A 14980-nucleotide genomic window follows, 5' to 3' on the forward strand; every position below is an offset into this window, starting at 1 on the left:
AGTATGCTTGAAGTAAAAGAAGTTTTTAAAAGCTTTAAAAAGAGGCAAATCCTTAAGGGGGTATCCCTTGAGGTTAATAACGGGGAAGTTGTGGGGCTTCTGGGGCCGAACGGTGCAGGAAAAACGACGCTATTTAACACAATAATAGGGTTTGTAAGCACGGACAGAGGGAGCATAAAGATAAACGGTGAAGACGTTACACATCTTCCTCCCTTCAGGAGGGCTAAAAAGGGGCTCTCCTTTCTTCCTCAGGAACACTCTCTTTTTGAGGACCTTACGGTTCTTGAAAACCTCCTAATATTCCTTGAATTCTTTACGAAGGACAGAAACGAAGCGTTAACGAAAGCGGAAACCCTTCTTAAGGACTTTGGACTTATAGAACTTAAGGACCAAAAGGCTTACGCACTCTCCGGAGGACAGAAAAGGCGTCTTGAGATAGCTCGTTCCCTTATTACTAATCCCAAGTATATACTTTTTGACGAACCCTTTGCGGGTCTTGACCCTATAATCGTATCCGAAATAAGGAAACTCATTTTAAGACTCAAGGGAAACAACATAGGCATACTCATAACGGACCACAACGTAAGGGAAACCATAAGGATGGTTGACAGGGTTTACATAATCTCCGAAGGGAGGATAATAGCGAAAGGTTATCCCGAAGACGTTGTTAAGGTTGAAGCGGTTAAAAAGAACTACCTCGGAGAGGATTTTGAGCTTTAAAACCTTGTTATAATATCCAAATTATGGAAAAGAACTGGAGTGTAGGAACGAAATACCTGAACGATAAAACCCGCATAATTGTCGTTGGTATCACGGGAAGGGAAGCTTCTCAGGTAGTTGCGGAAAGTGAAGCCCTCTACCCGGGGTTCATAAAGGTCGGTGTCACACCCGGGAAAGGGGGCATGGAAGTAGCGGGCATTCCCGTATTCAACACGGTAAAGGAAGCCTTATCCTCACCCGAAGGGAAGGACGTTAACACCGGTCTCGTTTACGTTCCTCCTGCATCGGTTAAAGACGCGGTAATAGAGCTCATTGATGCGGGAATTAAGCTAATCTACATAGTTACGGAGCACGTTCCTATAAGGGATACAGTTTACTTCTACCACTACGCAAAAGAAAGGGGTGTTACAATTGTAGGACCTACATCCCTCGGGTGTATAGTTCCCAGAATTCCGGCGAGAATAGGAGCGATAGGGGGTAAGAATCCCTCAATAGCTTACGCGGACGGAGGTCTCGTAATACTCTCAAAATCCGGAGGTCTTACAACGACCACGGCGGAAATGTTCAAAAGGAGGGGATGGGGTGTTTACATGGCGTTGGCACTAGGAGGAGACGTCATATCCTGCACAACCTTTGCGGACGTTCTTGAGGAGATAGCGGATGACCCCAACGTGAAAGGGGTTGTCATACAGGGAGAGGTGGGAGGAACCTACGAAGAACAAGCAGCGGAAACTATCCTAAGACTTTACAAGGAGGGAAGGTGGAACAAGCCGGTTGCGGCTTTTGTTGCGGGTAAGTTCCAGGAAAAGATGGAAGGTGTATCCTTCGGACACGCGGGTGCGATAGTTGAGAGGGGTAAGGGTAAGGCAACCGATAAGATAAGGATGTTCAACGAGGTCGGAAAGGAAACGGGCCTCGTAAAGGTTGCGGAGTTTTACCACGACCTCGTTAACTGCATAGAGGAGCTCGGAGTTCCGAGGGACTTTGAAGACACAACGCCCGGCGGAAGGGTTGAGCCTCTCTACAGAACGATTGACCCGGAAACCTGTGAGTTCAAGCCTCAAGAGTAATACAGAGTTTTTTTCCCTTCCTTCTTACAATCTTTCCCTTTCCCAGGTTTACCTCTCCTCCCTTATAAAGAAGTCTTCTAACAAGTTCAACCTTCTTGAAGTCCTTTTCCCCTATAAACTTTCTGAGGACTCTCCTCTGAACCGCAACATTTTCTTTTATAAGGAGCTCAACTCTTAAGCAGTTTCCCTCACGTGATGAAGAGAGAACCCTTTCGCTTACCTCGTTAAGGTATTTATTCTCATCCCTTAAAATCTTAACGGTTGTGAGAACATTTTCTTCAAGGCTCGGGTTTATTTTTTTTAGCTCGGGAATAACCCTGTGCCTTATCCTGTTTCTCGGTATGTTAATGTCGTAATTCGTTTCGTCTACAACCCAGGATAGATTTTTAAATTTCGCGTAGTTTATTATCTCTTCCTTCTTTACGTAATATAAAGGTCTAACTATATCCCCTTCCCTGGGCAGAAAGCCTGTTAATCCCTCCGTTCCCGTTCCCCTTGTAAGAAAGAGAATAATCGTCTCAACCAGGTCGTTAAGGTGGTGTGCCGTAACTATTGCGTCGTATCCTTCCTTTTGCTTTACCTCCTTCAGGAATTTGTACCTGAGAAGTCTTGCCGCTTCCTCAACGCTTAGCTTTTCCCTTTTCGCAAAATCTTTAACGTTTTCCCTATCAACAAAAATCTTCAACCCCCTTTTTTTCGCAAACTCCCTTGAAAACTCCTCATCCCTTTTTGCGGTCTCTCTTAACATATGGTTAAAGTGGGCAAGGGACAATTCCTCAAAGCCGAAGTAATCTCTGAGCTTTAAGAGAATATCCGTTAAAACTACCGAGTCAATTCCCCCGGAAAAGGCTATAAGGATGCGTCTTTCTCCTGAGAATATTTTCTCATCGTTCTGGAGCTTTAAAACCTTCCTTATAACGAGTGTCTCGGGACTCATTCTTTCCCGTGAACCGCTTCGTATAGGCCGATAAGGGTTTTTAAAACCTCATCGGGAGCATCCTTTTTATAAGTTTCCTTGAAGTAGCTTTTATAAAGCTCAAGGATGTTTAAAGATTCCTCTTTCCTCGGAGATTGCGGTCTATTAAGCGTTAGGCTTTCTATTAACTCAATCTTTATTAACTTATCCCCGAGAACTTCTCTTACCCTTTCCATAACGAAGTTTAACCTGGTTTTGTCTCTCACCTTTATCCTTACCTTAAGGTATCCCTGTATACTTCTTAACTCATCTAAGCTTTTCAGGTAGTCCCCCTGGTCTATCTCAACCTCGTGAAGGGGATTTTTCAGGGTGAGCTTTATCGCTTCAATGCGGGGAGGTGAGTTTTCCTTCAGCTCAACGAAGTTAAAAAACTTATCACTTCCCGCTTCCGAGAAATCAAGCTGGAACAGAGAGCCTGTATAGTATGCATATGTTGGAACTTTCTCTACTCTCTGGTATCTATGGACGTGTCCCAGAGCGACGTAATCAAATCCCTCAGGTATGGAACTCGGCTCAACAGCGTAATACCGGGATATACTCGCTTCTCTTTCCGTCTTTGTAAACTTTGAACCTGCTATGAAAAGGTGGGAAAGGAGAACCTTAAACTTTGCGTCTATAATCTTTTTGTATAAATACTTAATCGCCTTCTCAACCGCAAGGGCGTAAGAGAGTTTTGACTCGCTCCCCGCGGTTGTTATAACCCTTTCGGAGGGGTAAGGAAGGCAAGCTACTTTTAGGTCTCCGAACTCAAATACACCGTTCTCAAGGTCAGGCTTGTGGAATACGTGAACGTTTATAACCTTAAGGAGCTTTCCTATACTTTTCATAAACTCGTAACTGTCGTGGTTTCCCGATATTACCACAGTCGGAACGTTCAACGAGTGGAGTTTCAGGAAGAAATCAAAGACTACCTCCTTAGCCTCGTTATCGGGATTTGCCTTATCAAAGAGGTCTCCTGCTACGAGAACGAGGTCCGGTCTGCTTTCCTTACAAAAATCAATAACCTGGGAGAGTGCGTAAGATACGTCTTCGTTTCTTGATATTCTTCCAAGACTTTTCCCTGCGTGAACGTCAGAGAGATGTAACAGTCTCATATCTCTTAATTATTTTCTCAAGTTTGTGAAGGAAAGGTGTCTCCCCGAACCTTTTGAGGATGTTGTACTTCTCCCTTGCCTTCTCCATTATGTGTTTTATCACCTCCTTCGGTTCATCAACGAGAACCATAAGGTTAAGGTCCTCCCGGTTTATAGTTCCGTGTTCGACCATAACCTCCTTCATAAAATCAAGAAGTCTTGAGTAATACTCACTTCCGAAGAGTATAAGGGGAAATTTATGACTCTTTCCCGTCTGTATAAGTGTAAGGGCCTCAAAGAGCTCGTCAAAGGTTCCGAAACCTCCCGGAAATATAACGTAGGCCATAGCGTATTTCAGGAGCATAACCTTCCTTACGAAGAAGTATTTAAACTTAAGGTTTTTAGTTTGGTATCTGTTGGGAACTTGTTCCCTGGGTATGTCTATGTTAAGGCCTATGCTTTCGGTTCCGCTATCGTATGCCCCCCTGTTTGCCGCCTCCATTATGCCCGGACCTCCCCCCGTTATTATGGTAAAACCCAGCTTTCCCAAATTAAATGCGGTTTCGTAGGCAAGTCTGTAATACTTGTCGGTTTCCTTAGCCCTGGAGCTTCCGAAGAACGTTATCGCAGGACCTACATCTGCAAGTTCGTCAAATCCGTAAACGAACTCACTCATTATCTTGAATACTCTCCAGGTATCCCCTTGTCTAATCTTTAGCTCTTCTATAATCCTTAAGCTGTCTTTATCCATACTCTCTTAAAATAACTCCTCCATCATCTCCTTGAGCTTTAGTTTTTCCGCGTTAACCCTTATGTTAGCCTTGTAGGGATACCTCCTTATGCGATACTTTCTCTTATACTTCTTGTAATACTTATTTTTGTAGGCGTAATACTTCTTCTTCTTGGGTTTTGCTTCGGAGAAAAGAGGGAGCATTAAAACACCTAAAAGAAGTAATAAAACCCACCTCCTCATACTTATACCCTCATCGGCATAATTATACATTTATAAGGGTCTTTTTCGTATTCTTCAGCCTCAATAAGGGTTGCTGTATCGGGAGAAGTGAACTTAAACCAGACCCTTTCGCTGTCAAAGGCGTCAAGGGCATCCATTAAATACTTTCCGTTAAAGCCTATCTCAAAGGGTTCCCCGGTATACTCAACGTCCAGCTCTTCCCTCGCTTCACCGAACTCGGGGTCCGCAAACTCAAAGATGGCAAGGTTATCGGTAAGGGTTATCTTTATGGGAAAGGCCTTTCCCTCCGAGAGAGATTTTAGTCTTTTCAACACCTTTAAAACCTCTTCAGCTGCGAACAGAACCTCTGCGGTAAACTCCTGAGGAATTACGCTTATGTAGTCGGGAAACTCCCCCTCAAGGAGTCTAACCGCAAGTTTCCACTCGGAGGTTATAAAGTATCCGAAACTTTCTTCTTCGGACTTTGCCACCTTAACGTCCTCAATACCGGTAACGAGCTTCTTCAAAACCTTTAAACTCTTTCTCGGAATTAAGAGCTCTGAGGAGAAGTTTCCCTCGGGTTCGTATAAGGCTAACCTGTGTCCGTCGGAACCCACGAAGTGAATCCTGTCTTCGTATCCCCTCATATACATACCTTGAAGGGCTATATTTCCTTCTTCCTTTGATATCGCATACTCAACCTTGTCTATACCGTTAAGCAGGAAAGTTCCCGAAAGGCTTTCCCCTTCTTCCATAAACTCGGGAAACTCGGGAAAATCCTCGGGGGGGGCTACGGGGAGCTTGTAAACGCTCCTTCCCCCCTCAACAACGAGCTTTTCACCTTCGGTTTTTAGATATGCGTAGGCGGAACTCAGGTTCTTAACTATATCGTAAAGTTTCTGAGAGTGAACACAAATGACCCCTTCCTCTTCAACATCCACTTTTAGGGAAACTACGAGGTAGTTCTCAAGGTCTGTTGCCTTAACCGTGAGTTTATCTTCCGAGGCTTCTATAAGGAAGTTTGCGAGTATAGGGAGGGCACTTTTCTTTTCCGTGCTTTCCCTTGCTTTTTTTAGGACGTCCTCAAGCTCCTCCCTGTCCACCTTAACTTTCATGTTGATAATTTAGTATAACACCTCAGGGAAACAATGGAGTGTGAAAGAGACCGGCATTCTCCTCAAAACCGAACATTACGTTCATATTCTGAACCGCTTGAAGGGAGGCACCCTTACCGAGGTTGTCTATACAGGATATTATCACGTATGTATCCGTTCTCTCATCGTAATGGGGATGTATGAGGCAGTAATTCGTCCCGAGAACCCACTTGGTGTGGGGCGGAACGTCTAAAATTCTTACGAATATCTCGTTTTTATAAGTTTCCTCAAAAAGCTCCCTTACGTTAACCTTTTCGGATTTCAGGTAAACGGTGGATATCATTCCCCTTGATGCGGGAACGACGGTAGGGGTGAAACGAAGCTTTAACTCCTTTCCCGTTATCCTACTTATTACGTCTTCCATCTCCGGGATGTGCCTGTGTTTTTCTACAGCGTAGTTAAAGAAGTTTTCGGTCATCTCGGGAAAGTGAAAGTGTTGTTTCGGCTTTCTTCCCGCACCGCTTACTCCCGAAAGGGCATGAACGATTACGTTTTCAAGCTTTAAATTTTCCTTCAGGAAAGGGTAAACCGCGAGAAGGGTAGCTGTAGGATAACAACCGGGGTTTGCAACCAAGGAAGCTTTCTTTATCTCCTCCCTGAACACTTCAGTAAGACCGTAAACCGCCTCTTTTAAAATATCCTCCCTTTGGTGTTCAAAACCGTAAAACTCTTCGTAAACCTCACGTTTCTTTATCCTGTATGCACCCGAAAGGTCTATTACTTTTTTTCCCTTTTTTAAAAGTTCGGGAACCAGTTCGTAGGATACCTCATGAGGCAGGCATAAAAAGGCAAGTTCGTAATCCTCCGGGGGCTTATCGGTAAACTCAAGCTCCGATATGTAGGTGTCACCCAAGAAAGGGAGAACCTCTCCTACCTTCTTTCCCTTATAAGTCCGGGAAACAAGGGCTTTTATATCAACGTAGGGGTGGGAAAGAAGGGAACGAAGGAGTTCTATGCCGGTATAACCGGTGGCACCGAATACAACAATCCTTAACGTTTGCTCCATCTGTATTTTGCTCTCGCACCCATCTGACCGTATTTCTTCCTTTCCTTCTCCCTTGCGTCCCTTGTGAGGAGTCCTGCCTTCTTAAGGGTTTGTCGGAGGTCGGGGTTGTGTTGGAGAAGTGCTTTGGCAATGCCGTACATTATAGCTTCCGCTTGGGCGGATATGCCTCCTCCTCTTACGGTTGCGTATATGCCGAACTTACCCTCGTGCCCCGTGAGCTTGAAGGGATACATAATCTTGTTAAAGAGTGTTTCCCTCTGAACGTAGTCCCTTAAGTTATACTCCTTCTTCGTCTTGTCGGAACGAACTATGAAGGTGTTAGGGTGGTCCCTGAGAAGCCAAACCCTTGCGACCGCTTCTTTTCTCTTTCCGGTTGCGTAATAGGAATTCTCGGGGGTTATCTTAAAGTCCTTTAACTTTTCCATCATGCTTCAACCTCCAGAGGTTCGGGTTTTTGAGCTTGGTGGGGATGCTCGGGACCCCTGTAAACCTTTAACTTCTTAAGCATCCTGTGGCCGAGCCTGTTTTTCGGAAGCATTCTTTTTACCGCAAGTCTTATAACCTCTTCGGGCTTGTTCTCAAGCATCCACTTTAGTGTTCTCTCTTTCAGTCCTCCCGGATACCTGCTGTGCCAGTAATACTTTTTCTGTTCCAGTTTTTTGCCCGTAACCCTTATCTTTTCCGCGTTAATTACTATGACGAAGTCTCCGCAATCAACGTCGGGCTGATAATAGGGCTTATGTTTTCCCCTTAAAATTTTCGCTATCTCGCTTGCAAGTCTTCCGAGGGTTTTACCCGTGGCGTCAACAACCCACCACTTGCGTTCTACCTCGTTGGGCTTAATCCTGTAAGTTTTCATCCCTTTCACCTCTCCGTATTAGCGAATAAGTAATTATACTATAAAATATTTTCAGCGTTAAAGAAGGAGGTTGAGGAATGAAATTCACAGAAGGGAAGGTAAAAGTTCTCACAAACGACGTTAGAAACCTCACCCAGGCACTTGAAGGCTACATAAAGAAAGCTTTTTATGAGGGTAAAGAGATATGTGCAAGCGGAGGCCTCGTTTTAAAGACGACAAACAAGCTCCAAGAGAAGATTAAGGAGTTAAAAGAAGTTCTTCCTAACGTAAAAAAACTATCCGATGAGGTAAAGGCAAAAGCGGAAGAAGCTTTAAAGAGTGCGGAAGAAACCCTATCCAAAGGTCTGGAGATAAAAAAGAGGGTCAAAGAGTTTGAAGCTGCAACGAATGTATACAAGAAGTTCCCCTCGGAAGAAACTAAGAAAAGACTCGAGAACGCACTTAACAACCTTAAGTATCCCGAGGATGGAAAGCTTACCCTTGAGGATTATGTGAAGAATTGCAACCCCTACAAGAAATACCTTGAGAGGAGGGTAAAGGAGAAGGTAGGGTAATTTCGTTGACTTTTCTTATTTGAGAATTATTTTCAATTCATTATGGAGGAAAGAATGGGAGAAAAAGTTTACATATTTGACACCACGCTGAGGGACGGAGAACAGGCACCGGGATTCTCCATGACGACAGAGGAAAAACTCCAGATGGCACACCAGCTTGCAAAACTCCGTGTTGATATAATAGAGGCCGGATTTGCTGCAGCCTCAAAAGGAGACTTTGAAGCAGTAAGGAGAATAGCGAGCGAGGTAAAAGGTCCCGTTATATGCTCCCTTGCAAGGGCACTTGAAAGTGATATAGAGATTGCTGCAAAAGCCCTTGAACCGGCCGAAAAAAAGAGGATTCACACCTTCATAGCAACCTCCCCTATCCACATGGAGTATAAGCTCAGGATGACACCCGACCAGGTTCTGGAGAGAATTCGGAAAGCTGTATCCTTTGCGAGAAACTTCACCGATGACGTTGAGTTTTCCTGTGAAGATGCAACGAGAAGCGAGAGGGAGTTTCTCTACAGAGCTATAGAGACCGCCATTAAGCACGGAGCTACCGTTATAAACATACCCGACACGGTGGGTTACGCAATCCCGGAGGAGTTCGGACAGCTCATAGAGGATATAATGAACAACGTTCCGAACATAGACAAGGTTATACTCAGCGTTCACTGTCATGACGACCTTGGACTTGCAACCGCAAACTCACTAACCGCGGTAAAACACGGAGCGAGACAGGTTGAGTGCACCATAAACGGAATAGGTGAAAGGGCGGGCAACGCTGCCCTTGAAGAAGTAGTTATGGCATTAAAGGTAAGGAAAGACTTCTTCGGGGACCTATACACCGAAGTAAATACAAGGGAGATATACAAAACCTCAAGACTCCTTTGCAGGATTACGGGTAACTTTGTCCAGCCCAATAAGGCAATAGTCGGGGATAACGCCTTTGCCCACGAGAGCGGAATACACCAGCACGGGGTCCTTAGCCACAGGATGACTTACGAAATTATGAACCCCGAGGACGTGGGATTCCCCATGAGCAGGATAGTTCTCGGGAAACACAGCGGAAGACACGCACTCAAAAGAAGGCTTGAGGAACTCGGCTTTAAGTTTACAAAGGAAGAGCTTGACAAGATATTTGAGAAGTTCAAGGAACTCGCGGACAGGAAGAAAGAGGTTTACGACGAGGACCTTGAAGCCCTCATATACCAGGAGTTTATGAAGATAGAAGACCAAGAACCTTTAAAGATTCTCCACTTCCAAGTTCAGAGCGGGGATAACATGATACCGACCGCTACGGTAAAGCTCCTCTTCAAAGGGGAGGAAAGGGAAGCAACCTCTACGGGGAACGGACCCGTTGACGCAACAATAAAGGCCATACAGAAAGCCCTCGGTATAGAGCCGAGGCTTCTTGACTACTCCATAAAAGCTCTTACACCGAATACGGATGCACAAGCGGAAGCACGTGTGGTTCTTGAGCTTGACGGTGTGAAGGCCTCGGGAATGGGAGTTGATACGGACATAATTAAGGCGAGTGTTAAAGCGTTTACGGATGCTCTAAACAGGGCTATAGTTAGAAAGGAATACATACTCCAGAGAGAGGAGATTAGGGAAGAGGGAACCGTTTAATGTGGAGAATTTTCATAACCCGATTTTTCTGGCGCTTTATTTTCGTTCCTCTTCTGGCTCTCGTTTTCGGGTTTTTCGTCCTCTGGGCTCTCTTTGGCATAACTTACACCTGGGTTTTCGTAAACACTCTAAAGCTTCTAAAGGAAAACCCGCTTTTGGGTGTTTTCTTGGTTTTTCTGGAAATCCTTATATTAATCTTTATAGGTATACTTATGAATAGAGCTTTTGAAAAACTAAAGGTGTTTTTCAGGAGGGTGGTATGAAAAAGCTTTTCTTTTTGGGTCTTATCGGAAGCTTTGTTTTCGCAACTTGTCCCCCCGAAAAGGACATTAAAAACCTGGTAGACAGACTATTCAGAAAGAACATGGAAGTGATTAACGTATCCCCCGTTAAGGACCTAAATCTATGCCAAGTAGTCGTTAAGAACGGATTGAGACCCGTGGTTTTATACGTTAACGAGAATATGAACTACCTAATTATCGGAAACGTTTTTGACCTAAAAAATATGAAGAACCTAACCGCGGAAGCTCAGGACAAGTTTGCAAAGGTTGACGAAAAAACCCTTAAGGAGCTTGAGAAGTTAACGGACCTAATATACGGAGAGGGGGATAAATACGTCTACTTTATCTCGGACCCCGATTGTCCCTTCTGCAGAAGGCTTGAGCCCATTTTAAAGGAGTGGGCAAATAAAAACGATGTTCAGATAAGGCATATATTCTATCCCCTTCCGATACACCCCAAGGCTAAGGATAAGGCTATAGACATAATATGTAGCGGTAAGGGTTACGAATACGTTCATAAGGACTTTGAACCTAAGAACCTGTGTAAAAAGGGGAAAGAAAAGGTTGAGAAAAACATAGAGTTTCTCTCCAAGCTGGGTGTTAGCGGAACACCTACGCTTATAGGTATGAACGGAAAAGTTCAGGTGGGTCTTCCCAGGAGTGAGAAGGATTTAGACAGACTCATAAAATGAGCCTTTCTTAAAATTTTCCTTATGGGAAAGAACCGCGTTGATAAACTATCCCCTTTCATCGTTATGGACATATTATCAGAGGCAAAGAAGTATGAAGACGTAATACATATGGAGATAGGGGAGCCGGACCTTGACCCATCACCGAAGGTGATTGAGGAGCTTGAGAGGGCTGTAAAAGAGAGAAAGTTCTTTTACACTCCTGCTCTTGGACTGTGGGAACTAAGAGAAAAGGTTAGCGAATTTTACTATAAAAAATACGGAGTTGAGGTTTCACCCGAGAGGGTAGCTATAACTACGGGAACGTCCGGAGCCTTTCTCGTTGCTTACGCGCTTCTGTTGAACGAAGGGGATAGAATAATCCTTCCGGACCCCTCTTACCCTTGTTATAAGAATTTTGCCTACCTGCTTGATGTGAATCCCATTTTCGTAAACGTTGATGAGGAAACAAATTACGAGATAATACCCGAGATGATTAAAGGTTTAAACGCTCAGGCCGTTCACATTTCTTCACCCCAAAACCCAACGGGGACCCTTTACTCGGAAGAAAGCCTTAAAGGGCTGGTTGAGTTTTGCGAAGAAAGAGGTATAGCCCTCATCTCGGACGAGATATATCACGGACTCGTTTACGAAGAAAAGGAACATACAGCCCTTGAGTTTTCGGATAACGTAGTAGTTATAAACGGATTTTCAAAGTTCTTCTGTATGCCGGGCTTCCGCATAGGATGGATGATACTCCCCGAAAATCTCGTGAGAAAGGCTGAAATTATTATTCAAAACGTTTTTATATCGGCACCGACACTGAGCCAGTATGCGGCACTCGGAGCTTTTGACTATGAATACCTTGAGGACGTTAAGAAGGTCTTTAAGGAAAGAAGAGACTTCCTTTACGGTGAGCTAAAAAAACTTTTCAAGATAAGGGCAAAACCCCAAGGAGCTTTTTACATCTGGGCGGATATAAGTGATTTCTCAGAGGATTCTTACAGGTTTTCTCTTGAACTTTTGCAAAAGGCTAAGGTAGCTGTAACCCCGGGTGTTGATTTCGGAAAGAACAAAACGGAAAAATACGTAAGGTTTGCGTATACGAGAAGTGTTGAGGAACTGAAAGAGGGTGTAGAGAGGATAAAGAAGTTTCTTGAGAGTATCTCTTAGAACGACGGGGGTGGGATTCGAACCCACGGGCGGGCGGTAAACCCGCCAGGGGATTTCGAGTCCCCCGCCTTAGTCCGCTCGGCCACCCCGTCTAATTAATTAATTTTAGCTTCAAGTTCTCTGTAAGCCTCGGGTATACACTCAACCACGTCAAGGGCTTTAACACTTTCCCTGTGAAACTTAGTTTCCGCCAACTTTCCTGCGGTTCCGTGAAGAAAGACACCGAGTTTTAAGGCTTCAAGGGTTTCCATCTTAGGGATGAGTGCTGAAAGTATGCCCGATAAAACGTCCCCCGTTCCGCCCTTTGCGAGCGCCGGTGTTCCCTCTGTAAATACGTAAGCATCACCCGAGGGAGTTGATATAACCGTTCTTCCGCCTTTAAGGACAACGTAGCAGTTATTTTTATCGGCAAACTCGGATGCGAGGTCTATCTGATTACAGGTTATTGTTTTGGTATCATAGCCAGTAAGCCTTGAGAACTCGCCTATGTGAGGTGTGAGAACAGCAGGAATCCTCCTTTCCTTCAGGGGTGTGTAGTCTCCGTAATCCGCAAGGTTGTTTAATCCGTCTGCATCAAGAAGTAAGGGCTTTTCCCACCTTTCAAGAAGGGTTATGACAATATCCTGTCCCTCCTCATACCTGTCCATACCCATACCGAGAGCGAGGATATGGTGTCTATCCTGAAGCTCAAGAATTTGTTTCACACAGAAAACAGAGAGTCTATCCCTCCCCTTAAGGGGTATACTCATCTCCTCAATTATCAAGCTCTCAACGATGGGATTCAAACCTTCGGGAACACCTACGCTCACGAGTCCCGCTCCCGTTCTCGTTGCTGCCTTTGCAGACATAACAACCGCTCCCGTCTTTCCCGCACTCCCCCCCACTATCAAGACGTGTCCCTCTCTCGTTTTGTAAGTGTCTTCTTCCCTTCTGTATAGCTTTAGCTCCTTATCAAAGAGCAGGTTTCTTTTTATATCCTTTGCAAGAAACTCGGGAATTGATATATCCTTAACGACAATCTTTCCGCACAGCTTTGCAGAGGGAAAGATAACGTGGCAAACCTTGGGAAACTGGAAGGTAACCGTGAGGTCTGCTTTTACGGACGGTTCAAAAATCTCCCCTGTATCAGCACTTAAACCCGAAGGTATATCAACGCTAACAACCCTTACACCGCTTTTGTTAATTTCCTTAATTATCTCCCCTGTGCTTCCCTTCACGGGAGGCTTAAATCCTGTTCCGAAAATGCCGTCAATTATGAGGTCGTATTTATTAAAATCGGGTTTTTCCTTCAGAACTCTTATCCCGAGCCTTTGTGCTATATCAAGCTGAACCTTAGCATCTCCTTTAACCTCTCCGAAGACGGGAAAGATATCAACCTCGTATCCATTCAGAAATAGATGCCTTCCCGCGACTATCCCATCCCCTCCGTTATTCCCCTTTCCCGCAACTATTAAAACCTTCTTAATTTCGGGAAAGTGTTTAAGAATCTCCTCGTAAACCCCCCTTCCTGCGTTCTCCATAAGAACCAAGGAGGGAATACCTATCTCTTCTATAGTTATTCTGTCAATCTTCGCCATTTCTTCGGCTTTCAGAACCTTCATACTCTTACATTCTATTTTTTTCGGTGTTGAAACACACGATGCAACAGTGTTGCAACATGCAACACTTCCTTTTTAATAACCCCGCTGATTAACACGCAGGTATTCCGGCACGAAGTTTGCAAGGAATTTTTACGAAAAAACCACTTAGGAGGTGAGAAGATGGCTACCCTTAGCAAGCTAAAAGAACTTATGTCCATTCCCGGTGCTGTGGCCGCGGGGGAGTTTTCGGACGACGGGAGACTACTTGCTTACTACGGTAACATTGACGAGAGGTCTGCGGAAATAGCCGCTATGATGTGTGCCGCAAATAAGCTTATGGGGAATATGCAGGCGAAGGGATGGAGTGCCTATACGGGTAAAGACGGCTTTTACCCCGTCGTAGGTTTTGCGGTTGCGGGCGGTAAATACGCTGCATGCATAATGGGAAACGTCGGTGTATTCGTTGAGCTTGAGAAGGCGGACTTTGACAAGATTTTTGAAACCCTTTCTAAATACATCTAAGAGGAGGTGGTGATATGGCGAACCTTGATAAGCTTTTACAAATCAAGGGAGTTTTTGCTGCGGGTGAGTTCTCGGACGACGGAAAACTCGTAGCTTACAAAGGAGATATAACGGAAGAAGAGGCGGCCATGGCTGCGGAGATGTGTGCGGCAAATAACGCAATGGCAAAGATGCAGTGTGACGGTTATACCGCTTTCTCGGGACAGGAATGGACACCTTTAATAGGCTGGGCACTTACGGGACCTAAGTTCTCCGTATGCGTTGTGGGAAACGTGGGTGTTTTCGTTAAAAACGACGAAGTATCCTTCAACGAAGTGTTTAAAGCTCTAAGAGAAGAAGCGGGGCTTTAAGCCCTCTTTTTATACCTTTTCCGGAGTTGGCTTATGGGATACAGATTTCTTTCGGAAGAATGGATTAAAGAGTATGCAAAGCTCTGGAACGAAAACGAGAAGTTAAAGAATAGCCTTAAGGATTTTTCCGCTTCCATAAAGTATTATGTAGAAGGAAATCCTGAGGAAGCGGTTGAGCTTATAGTAAAGAACGGAAAAGCGGTATCCGCCGGAAAGGCTTCTAAAGACGGGTATGACTTTGAGCTTTGGGCCAGTCTTGAAAACTGGAAAAAGCTCGCAAGCGGTGAGATGGGCCCAAGAGCAGCTATGCTTACAAAAAGGCTGAAGTTCAAGGGGTCTATGATAACCGCAATGAGGTATATGGGTGCCTTTGAAGAGTCCTTAAGGCTGATGGGAAAAGTTCCTACAAACTGGGATTAACTTAA

19 protein-coding genes and 1 tRNA gene are annotated in these 14980 nt (G+C 44.7%); 10 read left to right on the plus strand and 10 right to left on the minus strand.

Annotated elements, in window-relative coordinates; genetic code table 11:
- Window positions 1-3 precede the first annotated feature (3 nt).
- Window positions 4-720, plus strand: a complete 717-nt coding sequence (gene lptB / locus ACWB1W_RS02755) for an LPS export ABC transporter ATP-binding protein (RefSeq protein WP_479369871.1) — start codon at window positions 4-6, stop codon at window positions 718-720.
- Between the two features lie 23 nt (window positions 721-743).
- Window positions 744-1790 (plus strand): succinate--CoA ligase subunit alpha, encoded by a 1047-nt coding sequence (locus tag ACWB1W_RS02760; protein WP_479369872.1) that lies wholly within the window; start codon window positions 744-746, stop codon window positions 1788-1790.
- Here ACWB1W_RS02760 and tilS read toward each other — a convergent pair.
- Genes tilS through rplM form a run of 8 tightly spaced genes read right to left on the minus strand, consistent with a single transcriptional unit; the run spans window position 1774 to window position 7810 of the window.
- A complete protein-coding gene (tilS, locus tag ACWB1W_RS02765) occupies window positions 1774-2727 on the minus strand; it encodes a tRNA lysidine(34) synthetase TilS (RefSeq protein WP_479369873.1) in 954 nt (317 codons plus the stop codon). The genes ACWB1W_RS02760 and tilS overlap by 17 nt on opposite strands.
- Window positions 2724-3860, minus strand: coding sequence for an exonuclease subunit SbcD (gene sbcD / locus ACWB1W_RS02770; protein ID WP_479369874.1), 1137 nt, complete (start codon window positions 3858-3860; stop codon window positions 2724-2726). Before sbcD ends, tilS begins: the two co-directional genes overlap by 4 nt.
- Window positions 3838-4590, minus strand: coding sequence for an LOG family protein (locus ACWB1W_RS02775; RefSeq protein WP_479369875.1), 753 nt, complete (start codon window positions 4588-4590; stop codon window positions 3838-3840). The genes sbcD and ACWB1W_RS02775 overlap by 23 nt, the downstream gene beginning before the upstream one ends.
- 6 nt (window positions 4591-4596) lie before the next feature.
- Window positions 4597-4812 (minus strand): hypothetical protein, encoded by a 216-nt coding sequence (locus ACWB1W_RS02780; RefSeq protein WP_479369876.1) that lies wholly within the window; start codon window positions 4810-4812, stop codon window positions 4597-4599.
- Between the two features lie 2 nt (window positions 4813-4814).
- Window positions 4815-5906 carry a DNA polymerase III subunit beta gene (gene dnaN / locus ACWB1W_RS02785; protein WP_479369877.1) on the minus strand — a complete coding sequence of 364 codons (1092 nt, stop codon included), beginning with the start codon at window positions 5904-5906 and terminating at the stop codon, window positions 4815-4817.
- Window positions 5907-5928: 22 nt separating this feature from the next.
- The gene (gene argC / locus ACWB1W_RS02790; RefSeq protein ID WP_479369878.1) at window positions 5929-6951 is read right to left on the minus strand and encodes an N-acetyl-gamma-glutamyl-phosphate reductase; all 1023 of its coding nucleotides are present in this window, start codon (window positions 6949-6951) and stop codon (window positions 5929-5931) included.
- The gene (gene rpsI, locus ACWB1W_RS02795; protein WP_479369879.1) at window positions 6936-7379 is read right to left on the minus strand and encodes a 30S ribosomal protein S9; all 444 of its coding nucleotides are present in this window, start codon (window positions 7377-7379) and stop codon (window positions 6936-6938) included. The genes argC and rpsI overlap by 16 nt, the downstream gene beginning before the upstream one ends.
- Window positions 7376-7810 carry a 50S ribosomal protein L13 gene (rplM, locus tag ACWB1W_RS02800; RefSeq protein ID WP_459774618.1) on the minus strand — a complete coding sequence of 145 codons (435 nt, stop codon included), beginning with the start codon at window positions 7808-7810 and terminating at the stop codon, window positions 7376-7378. Before rplM ends, rpsI begins: the two co-directional genes overlap by 4 nt.
- 77 nt (window positions 7811-7887) lie before the next feature.
- On the opposite strand from rplM, the gene ACWB1W_RS02805 reads away from it, so the two are divergent.
- The 5 genes from ACWB1W_RS02805 to ACWB1W_RS02825 are packed head-to-tail and all read left to right on the plus strand — an operon-like array spanning window position 7888 to window position 12103.
- On the plus strand, window positions 7888-8364 hold the full coding sequence (locus ACWB1W_RS02805) for a hypothetical protein (protein ID WP_479369880.1): 477 nt from the start codon (window positions 7888-7890) through the stop codon (window positions 8362-8364).
- Window positions 8365-8406: 42 nt separating this feature from the next.
- Window positions 8407-9981, plus strand: coding sequence for a 2-isopropylmalate synthase (gene leuA / locus ACWB1W_RS02810; RefSeq protein ID WP_479369881.1), 1575 nt, complete (start codon window positions 8407-8409; stop codon window positions 9979-9981).
- Window positions 9981-10244 (plus strand): hypothetical protein, encoded by a 264-nt coding sequence (locus ACWB1W_RS02815; RefSeq protein WP_479369882.1) that lies wholly within the window; start codon window positions 9981-9983, stop codon window positions 10242-10244. Before leuA ends, ACWB1W_RS02815 begins: the two co-directional genes overlap by 1 nt.
- Window positions 10241-10954, plus strand: coding sequence for a DsbC family protein (locus ACWB1W_RS02820; protein WP_479369883.1), 714 nt, complete (start codon window positions 10241-10243; stop codon window positions 10952-10954). The genes ACWB1W_RS02815 and ACWB1W_RS02820 overlap by 4 nt, the downstream gene beginning before the upstream one ends.
- Window positions 10955-10975: 21 nt before the next feature.
- Complete coding sequence (locus tag ACWB1W_RS02825) at window positions 10976-12103, plus strand: pyridoxal phosphate-dependent aminotransferase (RefSeq protein WP_479369884.1); 1128 nt, start codon at window positions 10976-10978, stop codon at window positions 12101-12103.
- Between the two features lie 2 nt (window positions 12104-12105).
- On the opposite strand, the gene ACWB1W_RS02830 is transcribed toward ACWB1W_RS02825, so the two are convergent.
- Together ACWB1W_RS02830 and ACWB1W_RS02835 are read right to left on the minus strand one after the other, a co-directional pair.
- Window positions 12106-12195, minus strand: a tRNA-Ser gene (locus ACWB1W_RS02830).
- A gap of 3 nt (window positions 12196-12198) precedes the next feature.
- A complete protein-coding gene (locus tag ACWB1W_RS02835) occupies window positions 12199-13704 on the minus strand; it encodes an NAD(P)H-hydrate dehydratase (RefSeq protein ID WP_479369885.1) in 1506 nt (501 codons plus the stop codon).
- A 159-nt stretch (window positions 13705-13863) separates the two neighbouring features.
- Between ACWB1W_RS02835 and ACWB1W_RS02840 the strand changes: the two genes are divergently transcribed.
- Genes ACWB1W_RS02840 through ACWB1W_RS02850 form a run of 3 tightly spaced genes read left to right on the plus strand, consistent with a single transcriptional unit; the run spans window position 13864 to window position 14975 of the window.
- Window positions 13864-14205 (plus strand): DUF2173 family protein, encoded by a 342-nt coding sequence (locus ACWB1W_RS02840; protein WP_479369886.1) that lies wholly within the window; start codon window positions 13864-13866, stop codon window positions 14203-14205.
- Between the two features lie 14 nt (window positions 14206-14219).
- Window positions 14220-14555: a DUF2173 family protein gene (locus ACWB1W_RS02845; protein WP_479369887.1), complete on the plus strand. Its 336-nt coding sequence runs from the start codon at window positions 14220-14222 to the stop codon at window positions 14553-14555.
- A 33-nt stretch (window positions 14556-14588) separates the two neighbouring features.
- Entirely contained in the window at window positions 14589-14975 is a 387-nt protein-coding gene (locus tag ACWB1W_RS02850) for an SCP2 sterol-binding domain-containing protein (RefSeq protein ID WP_479369888.1), read from the plus strand.
- The last annotated feature ends 5 nt before the right edge of the window (window positions 14976-14980 follow it).

It is taken from the genome of Aquifex sp. (assembly GCF_056494385.1).